Below are 14,032 nucleotides of genomic sequence, written 5' to 3'. Positions count from 1 at the left end.
TCTAAGGCAGATCACGTCGGGATCCAGTAGGAGCGGCTTTAGCCGCGATCGGCGGCGCAGCCGTCGTAGAGCCCGAATCCGCGATGTTTCTGGAATACCGGAAATACCGTTTTTGTGGCCGCTGCGCGGCCATTCGCGGCTGAAGCCGCTCCCACCTGGATGTGTGTCTGGCCGAGCATTGTGCAGATTCCCATGTCGCAATCCGACAGCCCCGGGACGCAAACGGGTCAATCCCCTCGTAACCGCTCAAGTTAAGGTACTTCCGCCGGCACGCCTGAGCCGGTGCACATGAGAACACGCGTAGAGGCACGTCCCTTGAAGCGGCCAGATTGACCTTCAAACGCTTCGCGGCGTCGCTTTCGTCTCTGCCTCCCATAATCCCTTCCAACACGAGCAGAGTATGTCGAGCCTGAACGACTCCAGCGGCGGACAGCTGTCCAACGGTTTCAAACCTCGCCACGTCACCATGCTGTCCATCGCCGGCATCATCGGTGCCGGGCTTTTCGTCGGCTCCGGCCATGCCATCGCCGCTGCCGGCCCCGCGGTGATCCTCGCCTATCTCGCCGCTGGCACCCTGGTGGTGCTGGTGATGCGGATGCTCGGTGAAATGGCCGTGGCCAACCCCGACACCGGTTCCTTCTCCACCTACGCCGAAAAAGCCATCGCACCCTGGGCCGGTTTCACCATCGGCTGGCTGTACTGGTGGTTCTGGGTGCTGGTGGTGCCGATCGAGGCATTGGCCGCCGGCTACATCCTCAACCAGTGGTTCCCGGTGGTGGATACCTGGATCTACGCCCTGGCCTCGGTGGTGCTGCTGAGCATCACCAACCTGTTCGGCGTGGCCAAGTACGGCGAGTTCGAATTCTGGTTCGCCCTGCTCAAGGTCACCGCGATCATCCTGTTCATCGGCTTCGGTGCCATGGCACTGAGCGGCTGGCTGCCGGCCCACGAAGGCGCCGGCCTGATCAACCTGATGCAGGAGCACGGCGGTTTCGCACCCAACGGCCTGTCAGCGGTGGTGGGCGCCTTTATCACCATCATGTTCAGCTTCATCGGCACCGAATCGGTGACCATCGCCGCCGCCGAATCCGGCGAGCCGTCGCGCAACATCGCCAAAGCCACCCGCTCGGTAATCTGGCGCATCGGCGTGTTCTACCTGCTGTCGATCATGGTGGTGATCTCTGTGGTGCCGTGGAGCGACCCGCAACTGGCCACCGTCGGTTCCTACCAGCGCGCGCTGGAGCTGCTGCAGGTGCCCCATGCCAAGCTGATCGTCGATCTGGTAGTGCTGGTAGCGGTGACCAGTTGCATGAACTCGTCGATCTACATCGCCTCGCGCATGCTGTTTTCCCTGGCCCGCCGTGGCGACGCCCCTGCTGCCGCCGCCCGTACATCAGGCAACGGCGTGCCGCGTACCGCCGTGCTGATCACTGCGTTCGTCGGCGCCTTCATCGCCGCGCTCAATCACTTCGCGCCGGCCAGCCTGTTCGACTTCCTGCTGTCCAGTTCGGGTGCCATCGCCCTGCTGGTGTATCTGGCGATCGCCATTTCGCAGCTTCGCATGCGCCGCAGGCACGGCGATGAACTGGTGCTGAAGATGTGGCTGTTCCCGTGGCTCACCTATGCGGTGATCCTGTTCATCTCGGCGGCGCTGGCGGTGCTGTTGTTCACCCCGGACCATCGCGCCGAAGCCACCAGTACGCTGGTGCTGGCAATGGGGGTTTCGCTGGTGGGAATCGTGGTCTGCCGCAAGCGCAGCAAGGTGTCCGTGGCAGGACTTGAACGAGTGTACTGACGACACCCGGGAAGGAAACCGCGAAGGGCCGTCAGGGCCCTTCGCGGTGCGTCATCAGAACGAAGCGTTCTGCAGACCGTCGAGGTAACGCTCAACATCCAGTGCAGCCATGCAGCCGGCGCCGGCCGAGGTGATCGCCTGGCGGTAGACGTGGTCGGCCACGTCGCCCGCGGCGAACACGCCTTCGATGTTGGTTGCAGTGGCGTTGCCTTCACGGCCACCGGCCACGACCATGTAGCCGTCCTTCAGCTCCAGCTGGCCTTCGAACAGCGAGGTGTTCGGGGTATGACCGATGGCGATGAACACGCCGTCGACCTTGATCTCGTCGAAGCTGCCGTCGTTGTTCTTCAGGCGCGCACCGGTGACACCCATGTTGTCGCCCAGCACTTCGTCCAGGGTAGCGTTGAGCTTGAGCTCGATCTTGCCTTCGGCAACCCGGGCGTGCAGCTTGTCGATCAGGATCTTCTCGGCGCGGAAGGTTTCGCGACGGTGGATCAGGGTCACCTTGCTGGCGATGTTGGCCAGGTACAGCGCTTCTTCAACGGCAGTGTTGCCGCCACCGACCACCGCCACCGGCTTGTTGCGGTAGAAGAAGCCGTCGCAGGTCGCGCAGGCGGAAACGCCCTTGCCCATGAAGGCTTCTTCCGACGGCAGGCCCAGGTAGCGAGCGCTGGCGCCCGTGGCGATGATCAGCGCGTCGCAGGTATAGGTGCCGTTGTCGCCCTTGAGGGTGAACGGCTTCTGCTGCAGCGCGACTTCATTGATGTGGTCGAAGACGATCTCGGTCTCGAAACGCTCGGCGTGTTCCTGCATGCGCTGCATCAGGGCCGGGCCGGTCAGACCGTGGGGATCGCCCGGCCAGTTGTCGACTTCGGTCGTGGTGGTCAGCTGGCCGCCGGCCTGCATGCCAGTGATCAGCAGCGGCTTGAGGTTGGCACGCGCGGCGTAGACGGCGGCGCTGTAACCGGCAGGGCCGGAACCGAGGATGATGACGCGGGAGTGACGAACTTCGGACATGAAACGCTCCTGTCGGGCTGGCGCTGGTATGCCAGCTCCATATCGCCGGGACTATCGGCGGAAATAAAAAAGGACCTGCCAGGCCTTGGGGAAGGCCCGTTGCAGCAGGTCCTGAAAACCGCTACAGCAGAGCCTTGAAAGCCTGTGGCGTGGTGCGCCGGATGGCTGCAGTGCTCACGGGAACTCCTTGCAAACACGGGATTCGAAGGCGTTGAAAAAGAATGTGGGCACTGTAGCGAGGGGGCAAAGATTAAGGAAATACCCTTAAACAATCCACCTTATAGACTGTCTCTATATAGCCCCAAGCCCTGCAGCGCTTTCCCTATCAGGCGCGGCCTGGCGTATTTGTTACAGTCCTTTGCGCCGCCGCCGTGCGGCTTTCGTCGCGTCGGCAAACTCGGTAAGGTCGGCGCGTTTTCCATCGCTCGGAGCCTTATATGCAAGCCCCTGTCCTTTCCGGCCCACAGTACCTGCGCGAGGGCCTGAAACTGGTCCTGAGCCCCGGGTTGCGGCTGTTCGTGCTGCTGCCCCTGGCGATCAACCTGCTGCTGTTCGTCGGTCTGATCTATTTCGCCGGGCATCAGTTCAGCCTCTGGGTCGATGCCCTGATGCCGACCCTGCCAAGCTGGCTGAGCTTTCTCAGCTACGTGCTGTGGCCGCTGTTCGTGGTGCTGGTGGTGCTGATGGTGTTCTTCACCTTCACCTTGCTGGCCAACATCATCGCCGCGCCGTTCAACGGTTTTCTCGCCGAAAAAGTCGAAGTGGTGGTGCGCGGCAAGGACGAGTTCCCGCCGTTCAGTTGGGGTGAGCTGGTGGCCATGGTGCCGCGCACCTTCGGCCGCGAAATGCGCAAGCTCGGCTACTTCCTGCCGCGGGCCATCGGCCTGTTCATCCTCTCGCTGATCCCGGTGGTGAATATCGTCGCCGCGCCACTGTGGTTGCTGTTCGGTATCTGGATGATGGCGATCCAGTACATCGACTACCCGGCGGACAACAACAAGATGAGCTGGCAGGACATGCTCGCCTGGCTGCGCAGCAAGCGCTGGCAGTCGCTGGGCTTTGGCGGGATCACTTACCTGGCGCTGATGGTGCCGTTCGTCAACATCCTGATGATGCCGGCAGCGGTGGCGGGTGCCACGCTGTTCTGGGTACGGGAGCGCAACTGATCCCTCTGCTGGCCGGTGCCTTGCGCACCGGCCATTGTTTTCCAGCCCTTACCTGAGCTGGTTGGAGAACTGCCCTACCGCGTTCACCACCTTCTGCGCGCCGTCCTGGATCTCGACGATCACCGTACCGGTCTGCCCGGCCAGGGCGAGGCCCTGTTCGGCCTGGCGCTTGCTGCTGTCGATGATGTCCACCGCCGCCTTGGCCAGTTGCTCGTTCTGCTGCACCACCCGGGCGATTTCTTCGGTGGCGCTGCTGGTACGCGAAGCCAACTGGCGGACCTCGTCGGCAACCACGGCAAAACCGCGGCCCTGCTCGCCGGCCCGCGCCGCTTCGATGGCGGCGTTGAGCGCCAGCAGGTTGGTCTGCCCGGCGATGTCGCTGATGGTCTTGATGATCGAACCGATGATCTGCGACTGCTTGTCCAGCGCCTCGATGCCGCTGGCGGCATCCTGCATGTAGGTTTCCAGGCCGCGCATCACTTCCACGGTCTGGGTCACCACTTCGGTGGCCCGACGGGCGCTTTCGTCGGTGGCGATGGAGTTGCTGTAGGCGATATCGGCCGCCTGGGCAACGGCGTTTTCCTGGTTGACCTGATCGGTGATGACGGTGGCGAACTTGACGATCTTGTAGAGCACGTCATGGGCATCGATGATCGGGTTGTACGAGGCTTCCAGCCAGACAGTGCGGCCATGGGCGTCGAGGCGCTTGAAGCGCTCGGCGATGAATTCACCGCGACGCAGCTTGTCCCAGAACGCCTGGTACTCGGCGGAGTTGTACTCTTCCGGCTCGCAGAACATACGGTGGTGTTTGCCACGCACCTGATCCAGGGTGTAGCCCATGGTGCGCAGGAAGCGGTCGTTGGCGGTCAGCACTTCGCCATTGAGGTTGAACTCGATGACGGCCGTGGAGCGCATCAGCGCCTTGATCAGGCTCTCGTGCTCGCGGGAGGTTTCGATGGTGCGGGTCAGGTCGCTGGAGTGCAGGGTGAAGTACTGGATGCGCCCTTCGCTGTTCTTCACCGGCTGCAGGATAGAGCGCAGCCAGGCTTCCTCGCCATTGCCGCGCAGCAGGCGGAAGGCACCGTTGAGGTGTTCGCCGCGGCTCAGTGCCGAGCGCATGCGCTGATAGAAATCCAGGGCCTTGACGTGTTCGGGGACGATCTCTTCGAGGCGGCGACCCAACAGTTGCGAGCTGTTGTAGAGCATTTCCTTTTCGAAATTGCTGTTGACCGATTCGATACGCCCGGTGGGGTCCAGCTGCAACACCAGCATTTCGCTGTCGAGACTGCTCTTGACCTGTTCGACGGACATCAGTTGTTCGCGTAAGTCAGCGACTTCTTTCTTCAATTTGCTGTTGAACATCACCGCTCTCCCGGAGCGCTATCGTCATTCGGAATGACAATGCATCGGCTGACAGGGCTGCATTCTTGAGCCATAAAACAGGAATATTTCAAGCGCTTGAAACGCCAATGATCGGGCGTCACGCAGCCGTCACAGGAGTGTCATCGGCACGCAATTGCGCCGCCGGACACTGGCGTTCATGACCACACTCCCGCTGCACATCACCCTCGTCAGTGAAACCTTCCCGCCGGAAATCAACGGCGTGGCCAATACCCTCGGTCGCCTCAGCGAGGGCCTGCGCCAGCGCGGCCATCGCGTCGAACTGGTCCGGCCGCGACAGCGCGATGATGCGCCCGGGCAGACCGACGCCGACCAGTTGCTCTGCCGCGGCTGGCCGCTGCCCGGCTATCCGGGGCTGCAGTGGGGCCAGGTGTCGATGCACAAGTTGCTGCGGCGCTGGCGGCGCGACCGGCCGGATGTGCTGTACATCGCCACCGAGGGTCCGCTGGGGCTGAGCGCGCTGCGAGCGGCACGGCGCCTGGGCATTGTCGTGGTCAGCGGTTTCCACACCAACTTCCAGCAGTACTCCAGCCAGTACGGCCTTGGCCTGCTGGCCCGGGCACTGACCCATTACCTGCGCTGGTTCCATCACCGCACCCACAGCACCCTGGTACCCAGCCCGAGCCAGTGCCAGGCCCTGGAGCGGCGCGGTTTCGAACGCCTGGCCCTGCTCTCCCGCGGCGTCGACAGTTGCCTGTTCAATCCGGCACGACGCAATGCCGCCCTGCGCGAGCAATGGGGGCTGGGCAACGACGATATCGCCCTGCTGTATGTGGGTCGCCTGGCGGCGGAAAAGAACCTGGGCATGCTGGGGCGCAGCCTCAAGGTGTTGCAGGAAAAATATCCACAACGGCGCATGCGCCTGGTGATCGTCGGCGACGGCCCGCAGTGGGCCGCCTTGCAAGAGCAATTGCCGGATGCCGTGTTCTGCGGTCCGCAGCGCGGCGAAGCACTGGCCGATCATTACGCCTGTGGCGATATCTTCCTGTTCCCGAGCCTGACCGAGACCTTCGGCAACGTGGTACTGGAGGCGCTGGCCTCAGGCCTGGGCGTGGTCGCCTACGACGAAGCGGGCGCCGCGCAGCACATTCGCCATGGCCATAACGGCGCGCTGGCCATGCCCGGCGACGCAGAGGGCTTCATCGACGCCGCCTGCTGGCTGCTGGAAGACCGCGAAACCCTGCGCCGGGTGCGCCTCAATGCCCGCCAGCACGCCAGCCGCCAGGGCTGGCAGGCAATCATCGAGCAATTCGAGGCGCACCTGCGCGGCGCCTGCGAGCCGCTGCACCCCGACCATTCGGCGCGCAGCGCACAGGCATTGCTGGTCAAACCAGGCTCGTCAGCGCCTCACGGCTGAACGGCAGAATCTCTTCCTCGCGGCCATCGCGCACTTTTGCCGCCCACTGCGGGTCCACCAGCAATGCGCGGCCCACGGCCACCAGGTCGAACTCCTGGTCGTTGAGGCGTTGCAGCAGGTTTTCCAGGCTGGCCGGCTGCGCCACCTTGTCGGTATCGACCATGAACTGCAGGAACTCGCCGTCCAGGCCGACGCTGCCGACGGTGATGGTCGGCTTGCCGGTGAGCTGACGGGTCCAGCCGGCGAGGTTGAGCGGCGAGCCGTCGAACTCCGGTTCCCAGAAGCGTCGGGTCGAGCAGTGGAAGATATCCACACCCGCGTCGGACAGCGGCTTGAGGAAAGCGCCCAGTGCCTCTGGCGTGGTGACCAGGCGGGCGCTGTAGTCCTGCTGCTTCCACTGGGAGAAGCGGAAAATGATCGGGAAGTCCGGCCCCACGGCAGCGCGCACGGCCTGGATCAATTCGATGGCGAAACGCGAGCGGCCGGCCAGATCACCACCGTATTCGTCGTCGCGACGGTTGCTGGCGTCCCAGAAGAACTGGTCGATCAGGTAGCCGTGGGCGCCGTGGATCTCCACACCGTCCATGCCGATGGCCTGGGCGTCGCGGGCCGCCTGGGCGAAGGCGGCGATAACCTCCTGGATGTCGTCGCGGGTCATTTCGTGAACCACCACTTCACCGTCCTTGAGCTTTCCGCTCGGGCCATGGCCCGGCACGCTGGCGTCCGGCTCGGTGCCGAGGCGGCGCACGCTGCCCACATGCCAGAGCTGCGGCACGATGCGCCCACCCTCGGCGTGCACGGCATCGACCACGTTCTTCCAGCCGGCCAGAGCGTCCTCGCCATAGAAACGCGGCACGTTGGGGTAGCCGTTGGCGGCCTTGTGACCGACGGTGGTGCCCTCGGTGATGATCAGGCCGACGCCGGCAGCGGCGCGATGGCGGTAGTAATCCACCACCTTGGCATGGGGTACGCCACCGGGGCAGAAGGTGCGGGTCATCGGCGCCATGACCACGCGGGTCGGCAGCTCAAGGGCGCCCAGCTGGAAGGGAGTGAAGAGTGCATTGGCGGACATGTGGCGCTCCGGGGGGTTGGCAAGAGCGCTTGAGGATAGGGTGGGGCTTGGGGAGGGCCCAGTACTATTGATTTGAGTGATTGAGAAGCATGGTCCTGACGTGCTCTTCAGGGCTTCATCGCTAACAAGCCAGCGATGAAGCCCTGAAGAACAGCAGAGGACTCAGGCCAATGCTTTCTCGATCGCCTGCACTACCGCCGGATCATCCGGTGCCGTACGGGGCGAGAAACGCGCCAGCACGCGGCCATCCTTGCCTACCAGGAACTTCTCGAAATTCCAGGTGATATCACCGGGAAACTCGGCGCCCTCACCCGCCAGCAGGCGGTACAGCGCATGGCGGTGCGGCCCGTTGACCTCCAGCTTGCCCCCCAGCGGGAAGCTCACGCCGTAGTTGAGGCTGCAGAACTCGGCAATCTGCGCCTCGGTGCCCGGTTCCTGCCCGGCAAACTGGTTGCACGGCAGGCCCAGGACACTGAAGCCCTTGCCCTTGTATTGCTGATAGAGGTTTTCCAGCGCCGCATACTGCGGTGTCAGACCACACTTGGAGGCGACGTTGACCACCAGCACCACCTGGCCCTTGAACGGCGCCAGCGGCAGTTCCTGGCCGTCCAATGCCTGTAACTTCAGGTCGTGAAATGCACTCATGACGAACTCCCCTCTCCAGATCCCCACCGGCCACCACTCGAACGCGGCCCACTAAAAAGGCGCCTGGCCTGCCGCATGCCCCCTTGCGGGCGACACGACGGAAGGGCCAAGGCGCCTTCGCGACTTTCTGAGCTTAGCGCAGAAAATCAGTGGTGATGACCACCTTCGCCATGGACGTGGCCATGGGCAATTTCTTCTTCGCTGGCGTCACGGATGTTGACGACCTTGACCTTGAAGTTCAGGCGCTGGCCCGCCAGCGGGTGGTTGCCGTCGACGGTGACGTCGTCGCCGTCCAGGTCGCGAATGGTGACGATCTGCATCTGGCCATCCGGCGCCGAGGCGTGGAACTGCATGCCGACTTCCAGTTGGTCGACGCCTTCGAACATGCTGCGGTTCAGGGTGCTGACCAGCTCGGCCAGGTATTCGCCGTAGGCGTCTTCCGGCTCGATGGTGACGTCCAGCTCTTCGCCGGCGCCTTTGCCTTCCAGGGCTTTTTCCAGGCCCGGGATGATGTTGCCGGCACCGTGCAGGTACACCAGCGGGGCGCCGCCGGCGGAGCTGTCGATGACCTCACCAGCGTCGTTGGTCAGGGTATAGTCGATGGAGACAGCCTTGTTGGCGGCGATCAGCATGGGGCGAGACCTTTTGCATAAGTATGTTGAACGGGCAAGTGTAACCAACGCATCGCCCGAAAGCGAACGCAACCCGGACAAACGGGTCAGCCGTATAACGGGTTTTCACCAGGACGACGAGGGCCACTGGGTGGTTGAGCTGTCCTGTGGTCACACCCAGCACCTGCGCCATCTGCCGCCCTGGCAATCACGCCCCTGGGTGCTCGACGCCGCCCAGCGCCAGCGCCGCATCGGCCAGCCTTTTGCCTGCGGCTGGTGCGCGCAAGGGGCCGATAGCGATACCCTTGCCAATTGACTCTTTTGCACAGCTCATTTCGAGAAGCTCGCATGCAGACTTTTTTCATCGCGCCGACCGACTTCGGCGTCGGCCTGACCTCCATTAGCCTGGGCCTGGTCCGCACCCTCGAGCGGGCCGGCCTGAAGGTCGGTTTCTTCAAGCCGATCGCCCAGCCGCATCCCGGCGATACCGGACCGGAACGTTCCACCGAGCTGGTTTCACGCACCCACGGTCTGAAGCCGCCCAAACCCCTGAGCCTGGCCCATGTCGAGCGCATGCTTGGCGAAGGCCAGCTGGATGAGCTGCTCGAAGAAATCATCACCCTCTACCAGCAGGCCTGCGTCGACAAGGACGTGCTGGTGGTCGAGGGCATGGTCCCGACCCGTCACGCCAGTTATGCCGCGCGGGTCAACCAGCACCTGGCCAAGAGCCTGGACGCCGAGGTGATCCTGGTCTCGGCCCCGGAAAACGACGTGCTCGCCGAACTCTCCGGCCGCGTCGAATTGCAGGCGCAACTGTTCGGCGGCCCGCGCGATCCGAAGGTGCTCGGGGTGATCCTCAACAAGGTGCGCGGCGACGAGAACATGGCCGATTTTGCCGCCCGCCTGCGCGAGCACTCGCCGCTGCTGCGCGGCGGCGACTTCCGCCTGCTCGGCTGCATTCCGTTCCAGGCCGGGCTCAACGATCCGCGCACCCGTGACGTCGCCGACCTGCTCGGTGCCCAGGTGCTCAATGCCGGCGACTACGAAACCCGGCGCATGAACAAGATCATCCTCTGCGCCCGCACCGTGGCCAACACCGTGCCGCTGCTCAAGCCCGGCACCCTGGTGGTCACCCCGGGCGACCGAGACGACATCATCCTTGCGGTCAGCCTCGCCGCCATCAACGGCGTGCCGCTGGCCGGCCTGTTGCTGACCAGCGACAGCAAACCCGACCCGCGCATCCTCGAACTGTGCCAGGGCGCGCTGCTCGCCGGTTTGCCGATCCTGTCGGTGAGCACCGGCTCCTACGATACCGCCAACCAGTTGAACGGCCTGAACAAGGAAATCCCGGTGGATGACCGCGAGCGTGCGGAAATCATCACCGACTTCGTTGCCAGCCACCTCGACGCCGACTGGCTCAACCAGCGCTGCGGCACACCACGGGAGATGCGCCTGTCGCCGGCGGTGTTCCGCTACCAGTTGATCCAGCGTGCGCAGCAGGCCAACAAGCGCATCGTCCTGCCCGAAGGCGCCGAGCCGATGACCGTGCAGGCCGCCGCCATCTGCCAGGCTCGCGGTATCGCCCGCTGCGTGCTGCTGGCCAAGCCTGACGACGTCCAGGCCGTGGCCCGCGCCCAGGGCATCAGCTTGCCCGAAGGCCTGGAGATCCTCGACCCGGACCTGATCCGCGACCGCTACGTCGAACCCATGGTCAGCCTGCGCAAGAGCAAGAGCCTGAACGCGCCGATGGCCGAACAACAACTGGAAGACCCGGTCGTGATCGGCACCATGATGCTGGCGCTGGACGAAGTGGACGGCCTGGTCTCGGGGCTGGTGCATTCCACCGCCAACACCATCCGCCCGGCCCTGCAACTGATCAAGACCGCGCCGGGCTGCAGCCTGGTGTCGTCGGTGTTCTTCATGCTCTTCCCCGAGCAGGTGCTGGTGTACGGCGACTGCGTGATGAACCCGCACCCGAGCGCAGCGGAACTGGCGGAAATCGCCCTGCAGAGCGCCGACTCCGCCGAAGCGTTCGGCATCGCACCGCGGGTGGCGATGATCAGCTATTCCAGCGGTGATTCGGCCAGCGGCGAGGAAGTGGAGAAAGTCCGCGAGGCAACCCTGCTCGCCCAGGAAACCCAGCGCGCCCTGCAGATCGACGGGCCGCTGCAATACGACACCGCCGCCAACCTCGACATCGCCCGGCAACTGGCCCCCAACAGCCCGGTCGCCGGGCGTGCGACGGTGTTCGTGTTCCCCGACCTGAACACCGGCAACACCACCCACAAGGCGGTCCAGCGCAGCGCCGACTGCGTCAGCCTAGGGCCGATGCTGCAGGGCCTGCGCAAGCCGGTGAACGACCTGCCACGAGGCGCGCAGGTGGACGATATCGTCTACACCATCGCCCTGACCGCGATCCAGGCCCACCGAGCGATGGACTACTGACCGATGGCCATTCTGCGCGGAGCCCTCGCCGCCTTGCTGCTGGGGCTCAACACCATTGTCTGCTGCACGCCGTTGTTCATCGTCAGCCTGTTCAAGCTGTGCCTGCCGTTCGCGGCGGCGCAGCGGGTGACCGACGAACTGATGCGGCATATCCATGAAGCCTGGATCAGCAACAACAACGCCTGGATCGACCTGCTCGCCCGCACCCGCTGGCAGGTCGACGGCCTGGCGGGGCTGGACTACCAGCACAGCTACCTGATCACCAGCAACCACCAGAGCTGGGTCGATATCCTGGTGCTGCAGTACGTGCTCAACCGACGGATCCGGCCGCTGAAGTTCTTCCTCAAGCAGGCGCTGATCTGGGTCCCGGTGATCGGTCTGGCCTGGTGGGCCCTGGGCTTCCCGTTCATGAAGCGCTACAGCAAGGCGTACCTGGACAAGCACCCGGAAAAGCGCGGCAAGGACCTGGAAACCACCCGCAAGACCTGCGCGAAGTTCCGTGGCAAACCGACGGCCATCTTCAACTTCGCCGAAGGCACGCGCTTCACCGACGCCAAGCATCGCCAGCAGCAGTCGCCCTTCCGTCACCTGCTCAAGCCCAAGGCGGGCGGTATCGCATTCGTGCTGGACGCCATGGGTGAGCAACTGGAATCGATCATCAACGTGACCATCCACTACCCCGATGGTGCACCGGGATTCTGGGACCTGTTATGCGGTCGGGTGCGGCGGATCGTGGTGCAGTTCGAGGAACTGGCGATCCCGGAGGCGTTCCTGGGGCGCAGCTACGACCAGGATGAGGAATACCGGCTGGCGTTCCAGCAATGGATCAACCGGTTGTGGGAAGTGAAGGATGAACAGCTGGAGAAGTTGAAGTCGTCCTGAACCACTTCGCCGGCAAGCCGGCTCCCACAAGTTCTTCAGTGCCCTCAGGACACTGTGGGAGCTGGCTTGCCAGCGATGAGGCCATCAAGGCTTATTGCTGATAGTTCTGCCCCGGAATCGGCTTCAGGTTCACCTCGACCCGACGGTTCTGCGCCCGGCCATTGGCATCGGCGTTGCTCGCGATCGGTTGGTCCGGGCCCATGCCGCGCACGCTCACCCGCGACGCATCGACACCCTGGGAGGTCAGGTAGGTGCTGACGGCCTGGGCACGACGCTGGGACAGGTCCATGTTGTGCTGGCGGCTGCCAGTGCTGTCGGTGAAGCCGACCACTTCGATGGTGTTCTGGTTGAACTGCTTGAACGAGTTCGCCAGGTTGTTCAGCGGCGAATAGAAGCTCGGTGCGATGTTCGCCGAGTCGGTGGCGAAGGTGATATTGCCCGGCATGATCAGCTTGATCTGGTCGCCTTCACGCTGCACTTCGACGCCCGTGTTGGCCATGCTCGCACGCAGCGCGGCTTCCTGCTTGTCGGCGTAGTAGCCATAGCCCGCCGCTGCAGCACCCACGGCGGCAGCACCAATCAGCGCGCCCTTGCCGCGGTTGTTATGGTCAATGGCAGCACCGGCGATTGCGCCAGCCAGTGCGCCCAGGCCGCCGTACTTGGCAGTCTTGCTCATCCCTGAGGAGTCCTGCGCCTGACCGCCCTGGTTGTCATAGGGGTTCTGGCCGGCACAACCGGTCATCAAGGCGGCGACGGTAGCGACGGTAATCAAACGACGCATGGTGAACATGGAAAGCTCCTGCAGCAGTGGTTCGTGTAGGTGGCGAACTGCATTCAGTTCGCCACCAGCCTTGGAGTGCGGCGGAGAGGAAAAATTCCCTGCGGCTTCAGGCCCGCACGAACGGGTTCTCGCGCATTTCCTCGCCCAGACGGGTGTCGGGCCCATGCCCCGCCACCACCGTCGCCTCTTCATCGAGGCGGTACAACCGCTGTTTGATCGAACGAACGATAGTCGCCTGATCGCCGCCCCACAAATCGGTACGGCCCACGCCACGGCGGAACAGGGTATCGCCGGCGATCAGCAGCTTGGCGTCGGCGAACCAGAAACTCATCGAACCCGGCGTGTGCCCTGGCGTGTGCAAGGCCACGCCGCAGCCACAGGCCAGCTCCTCGTCGTCGGCCAGCCAGCGGTCCGGCGAGGGCACCGGCACGTAGGGCACGCCGAACATGCGGCACTGCATCTCCAGGTTGTCCCAGAGGAACTGATCGTCCTTGTGCAGGTGCAGGGTGGCGCCGGTCTTTTCCTTCAACTGCCCGGAGGCAAGGAAGTGATCGAGGTGCGCGTGGGTGTGGATGATGCTCACCACCTTCAGGCCATGGGCGTCGAGCTTCTGCAGGATCAGATCGGGGTTGCCGCCCGGATCGACCACGATGGCCTTTTTCGTCACAGGGTCGCCGATGATCGTGCAGTTGCACTGCAACGGGCCGACGGGGAAGGTTTCACGGATAAGGGAGATAGGGGCGGGATTCATGACAGCGTCCTTTCAGGCGAATGGGCCATTCTAGCCACTCGCTCGGCGACCCCCCAGCGCCGCGTCCTGATTCAACTCAACGCACTAAAATCGCAATTGCGACAAATTC

General features: G+C 63.9%; 13 protein-coding genes and 1 pseudogene. 6 read left to right on the top strand and 8 right to left on the bottom strand.

Going from position 1 to position 14,032, the window contains the following annotated elements; translation table 11 throughout:
• Positions 1-400 precede the first annotated feature (400 nt).
• A complete protein-coding gene (locus tag AC05QJ_RS05955) occupies positions 401-1,795 on the top strand; it encodes an amino acid permease (RefSeq protein ID WP_476746042.1) in 1,395 nt (464 codons plus the stop codon).
• 54 nt (positions 1,796-1,849) lie between these two features.
• On the opposite strand, the gene trxB is transcribed toward AC05QJ_RS05955, so the two are convergent.
• Positions 1,850-2,812, bottom strand: coding sequence for a thioredoxin-disulfide reductase (trxB, locus tag AC05QJ_RS05950; RefSeq protein ID WP_476746041.1), 963 nt, complete (start codon positions 2,810-2,812; stop codon positions 1,850-1,852).
• Positions 2,813-3,249: 437 nt separating this feature from the next.
• On the opposite strand from trxB, the gene cysZ reads away from it, so the two are divergent.
• The gene (cysZ, locus tag AC05QJ_RS05945; protein ID WP_476746040.1) at positions 3,250-3,978 is read left to right on the top strand and encodes a sulfate transporter CysZ; all 729 of its coding nucleotides are present in this window, start codon (positions 3,250-3,252) and stop codon (positions 3,976-3,978) included.
• Between the two features lie 48 nt (positions 3,979-4,026).
• Here the strand turns inward: cysZ and AC05QJ_RS05940 are convergent, their stop codons facing one another.
• Together AC05QJ_RS05940 and AC05QJ_RS05935 are read right to left on the bottom strand one after the other, a co-directional pair.
• On the bottom strand, positions 4,027-4,434 hold the full coding sequence (locus AC05QJ_RS05940) for a methyl-accepting chemotaxis protein (RefSeq protein WP_476747876.1): 408 nt from the start codon (positions 4,432-4,434) through the stop codon (positions 4,027-4,029).
• Positions 4,435-4,563: 129 nt separating this feature from the next.
• Positions 4,564-5,250, bottom strand: a pseudogene (locus tag AC05QJ_RS05935) (PAS domain-containing protein); the annotation flags it as partial.
• A 268-nt stretch (positions 5,251-5,518) separates the two neighbouring features.
• Between AC05QJ_RS05935 and AC05QJ_RS05930 the strand changes: the two are divergent.
• Positions 5,519-6,736 carry a glycosyltransferase family 4 protein gene (locus tag AC05QJ_RS05930; RefSeq protein ID WP_476746039.1) on the top strand — a complete coding sequence of 406 codons (1,218 nt, stop codon included), beginning with the start codon at positions 5,519-5,521 and terminating at the stop codon, positions 6,734-6,736.
• On the opposite strand, the gene AC05QJ_RS05925 is transcribed toward AC05QJ_RS05930, so the two are convergent.
• The 3 genes from AC05QJ_RS05925 to AC05QJ_RS05915 form a co-directional block, all read right to left on the bottom strand.
• Positions 6,705-7,808, bottom strand: coding sequence for an NADH:flavin oxidoreductase (locus AC05QJ_RS05925; RefSeq protein WP_476746038.1), 1,104 nt, complete (start codon positions 7,806-7,808; stop codon positions 6,705-6,707). The two genes, AC05QJ_RS05930 and AC05QJ_RS05925, sit on opposite strands and share 32 nt — an antisense overlap.
• 162 nt (positions 7,809-7,970) lie before the next feature.
• On the bottom strand, positions 7,971-8,453 hold the full coding sequence (locus AC05QJ_RS05920; protein ID WP_476746037.1) for a glutathione peroxidase: 483 nt from the start codon (positions 8,451-8,453) through the stop codon (positions 7,971-7,973).
• Positions 8,454-8,599: 146 nt separating this feature from the next.
• Positions 8,600-9,085, bottom strand: coding sequence for an FKBP-type peptidyl-prolyl cis-trans isomerase (locus tag AC05QJ_RS05915; protein ID WP_476746036.1), 486 nt, complete (start codon positions 9,083-9,085; stop codon positions 8,600-8,602).
• Between AC05QJ_RS05915 and AC05QJ_RS05910 the strand changes: the two genes are divergently transcribed.
• The 3 genes from AC05QJ_RS05910 to AC05QJ_RS05900 are packed head-to-tail and all read left to right on the top strand — an operon-like array spanning position 9,084 to position 12,391.
• On the top strand, positions 9,084-9,380 hold the full coding sequence (locus AC05QJ_RS05910; RefSeq protein WP_476747875.1) for a DUF3565 domain-containing protein: 297 nt from the start codon (positions 9,084-9,086) through the stop codon (positions 9,378-9,380). The genes AC05QJ_RS05915 and AC05QJ_RS05910 overlap by 2 nt on opposite strands.
• 32 nt (positions 9,381-9,412) lie before the next feature.
• On the top strand, positions 9,413-11,509 hold the full coding sequence (pta, locus tag AC05QJ_RS05905) for a phosphate acetyltransferase (protein ID WP_476746035.1): 2,097 nt from the start codon (positions 9,413-9,415) through the stop codon (positions 11,507-11,509).
• 3 nt (positions 11,510-11,512) lie between these two features.
• A complete protein-coding gene (locus AC05QJ_RS05900; RefSeq protein WP_476746034.1) occupies positions 11,513-12,391 on the top strand; it encodes an acyltransferase in 879 nt (292 codons plus the stop codon).
• A 91-nt stretch (positions 12,392-12,482) separates the two neighbouring features.
• On the opposite strand, the gene AC05QJ_RS05895 is transcribed toward AC05QJ_RS05900, so the two are convergent.
• A complete protein-coding gene (locus tag AC05QJ_RS05895) occupies positions 12,483-13,181 on the bottom strand; it encodes a YiaD family glycine zipper/OmpA-like lipoprotein (RefSeq protein WP_476746033.1) in 699 nt (232 codons plus the stop codon).
• A 97-nt stretch (positions 13,182-13,278) separates the two neighbouring features.
• Positions 13,279-13,923, bottom strand: coding sequence for an MBL fold metallo-hydrolase (locus AC05QJ_RS05890; RefSeq protein ID WP_476746032.1), 645 nt, complete (start codon positions 13,921-13,923; stop codon positions 13,279-13,281).
• Positions 13,924-14,032: the final 109 nt, after the last annotated feature.

It is taken from the genome of Pseudomonas sp. TUM25319 (genome assembly GCF_056388475.1).
Note: the sequence above shows the minus strand (reverse complement) of the source record. Positions and strands in the feature narration are given on the sequence as shown.

What these genes read in the sequence shown, in the direction of transcription:
- AC05QJ_RS05920 (WP_476746037.1), bottom strand. Translation starts at nt 8,453, where the DNA reads ATGAGTGCATTTCACGACCTGAAGTTACAGGCATTGGACGGCCAGGAA.
- AC05QJ_RS05890 (WP_476746032.1), bottom strand. Translation starts at nt 13,923, where the DNA reads ATGAATCCCGCCCCTATCTCCCTTATCCGTGAAACCTTCCCCGTCGGC.
- trxB (WP_476746041.1), bottom strand. Translation starts at nt 2,812, where the DNA reads ATGTCCGAAGTTCGTCACTCCCGCGTCATCATCCTCGGTTCCGGCCCT.
- AC05QJ_RS05930 (WP_476746039.1), top strand. Translation starts at nt 5,519, where the DNA reads ATGACCACACTCCCGCTGCACATCACCCTCGTCAGTGAAACCTTCCCG.
- AC05QJ_RS05940 (WP_476747876.1), bottom strand. Translation starts at nt 4,434, where the DNA reads ATGCAGGATGCCGCCAGCGGCATCGAGGCGCTGGACAAGCAGTCGCAG.
- AC05QJ_RS05955 (WP_476746042.1), top strand. Translation starts at nt 401, where the DNA reads ATGTCGAGCCTGAACGACTCCAGCGGCGGACAGCTGTCCAACGGTTTC.
- AC05QJ_RS05900 (WP_476746034.1), top strand. Translation starts at nt 11,513, where the DNA reads ATGGCCATTCTGCGCGGAGCCCTCGCCGCCTTGCTGCTGGGGCTCAAC.
- AC05QJ_RS05915 (WP_476746036.1), bottom strand. Translation starts at nt 9,085, where the DNA reads ATGCTGATCGCCGCCAACAAGGCTGTCTCCATCGACTATACCCTGACC.
- AC05QJ_RS05910 (WP_476747875.1), top strand. Translation starts at nt 9,084, where the DNA reads ATGGGGCGAGACCTTTTGCATAAGTATGTTGAACGGGCAAGTGTAACC.
- pta (WP_476746035.1), top strand. Translation starts at nt 9,413, where the DNA reads ATGCAGACTTTTTTCATCGCGCCGACCGACTTCGGCGTCGGCCTGACC.
- cysZ (WP_476746040.1), top strand. Translation starts at nt 3,250, where the DNA reads ATGCAAGCCCCTGTCCTTTCCGGCCCACAGTACCTGCGCGAGGGCCTG.
- AC05QJ_RS05925 (WP_476746038.1), bottom strand. Translation starts at nt 7,808, where the DNA reads ATGTCCGCCAATGCACTCTTCACTCCCTTCCAGCTGGGCGCCCTTGAG.
- AC05QJ_RS05895 (WP_476746033.1), bottom strand. Translation starts at nt 13,181, where the DNA reads ATGTTCACCATGCGTCGTTTGATTACCGTCGCTACCGTCGCCGCCTTG.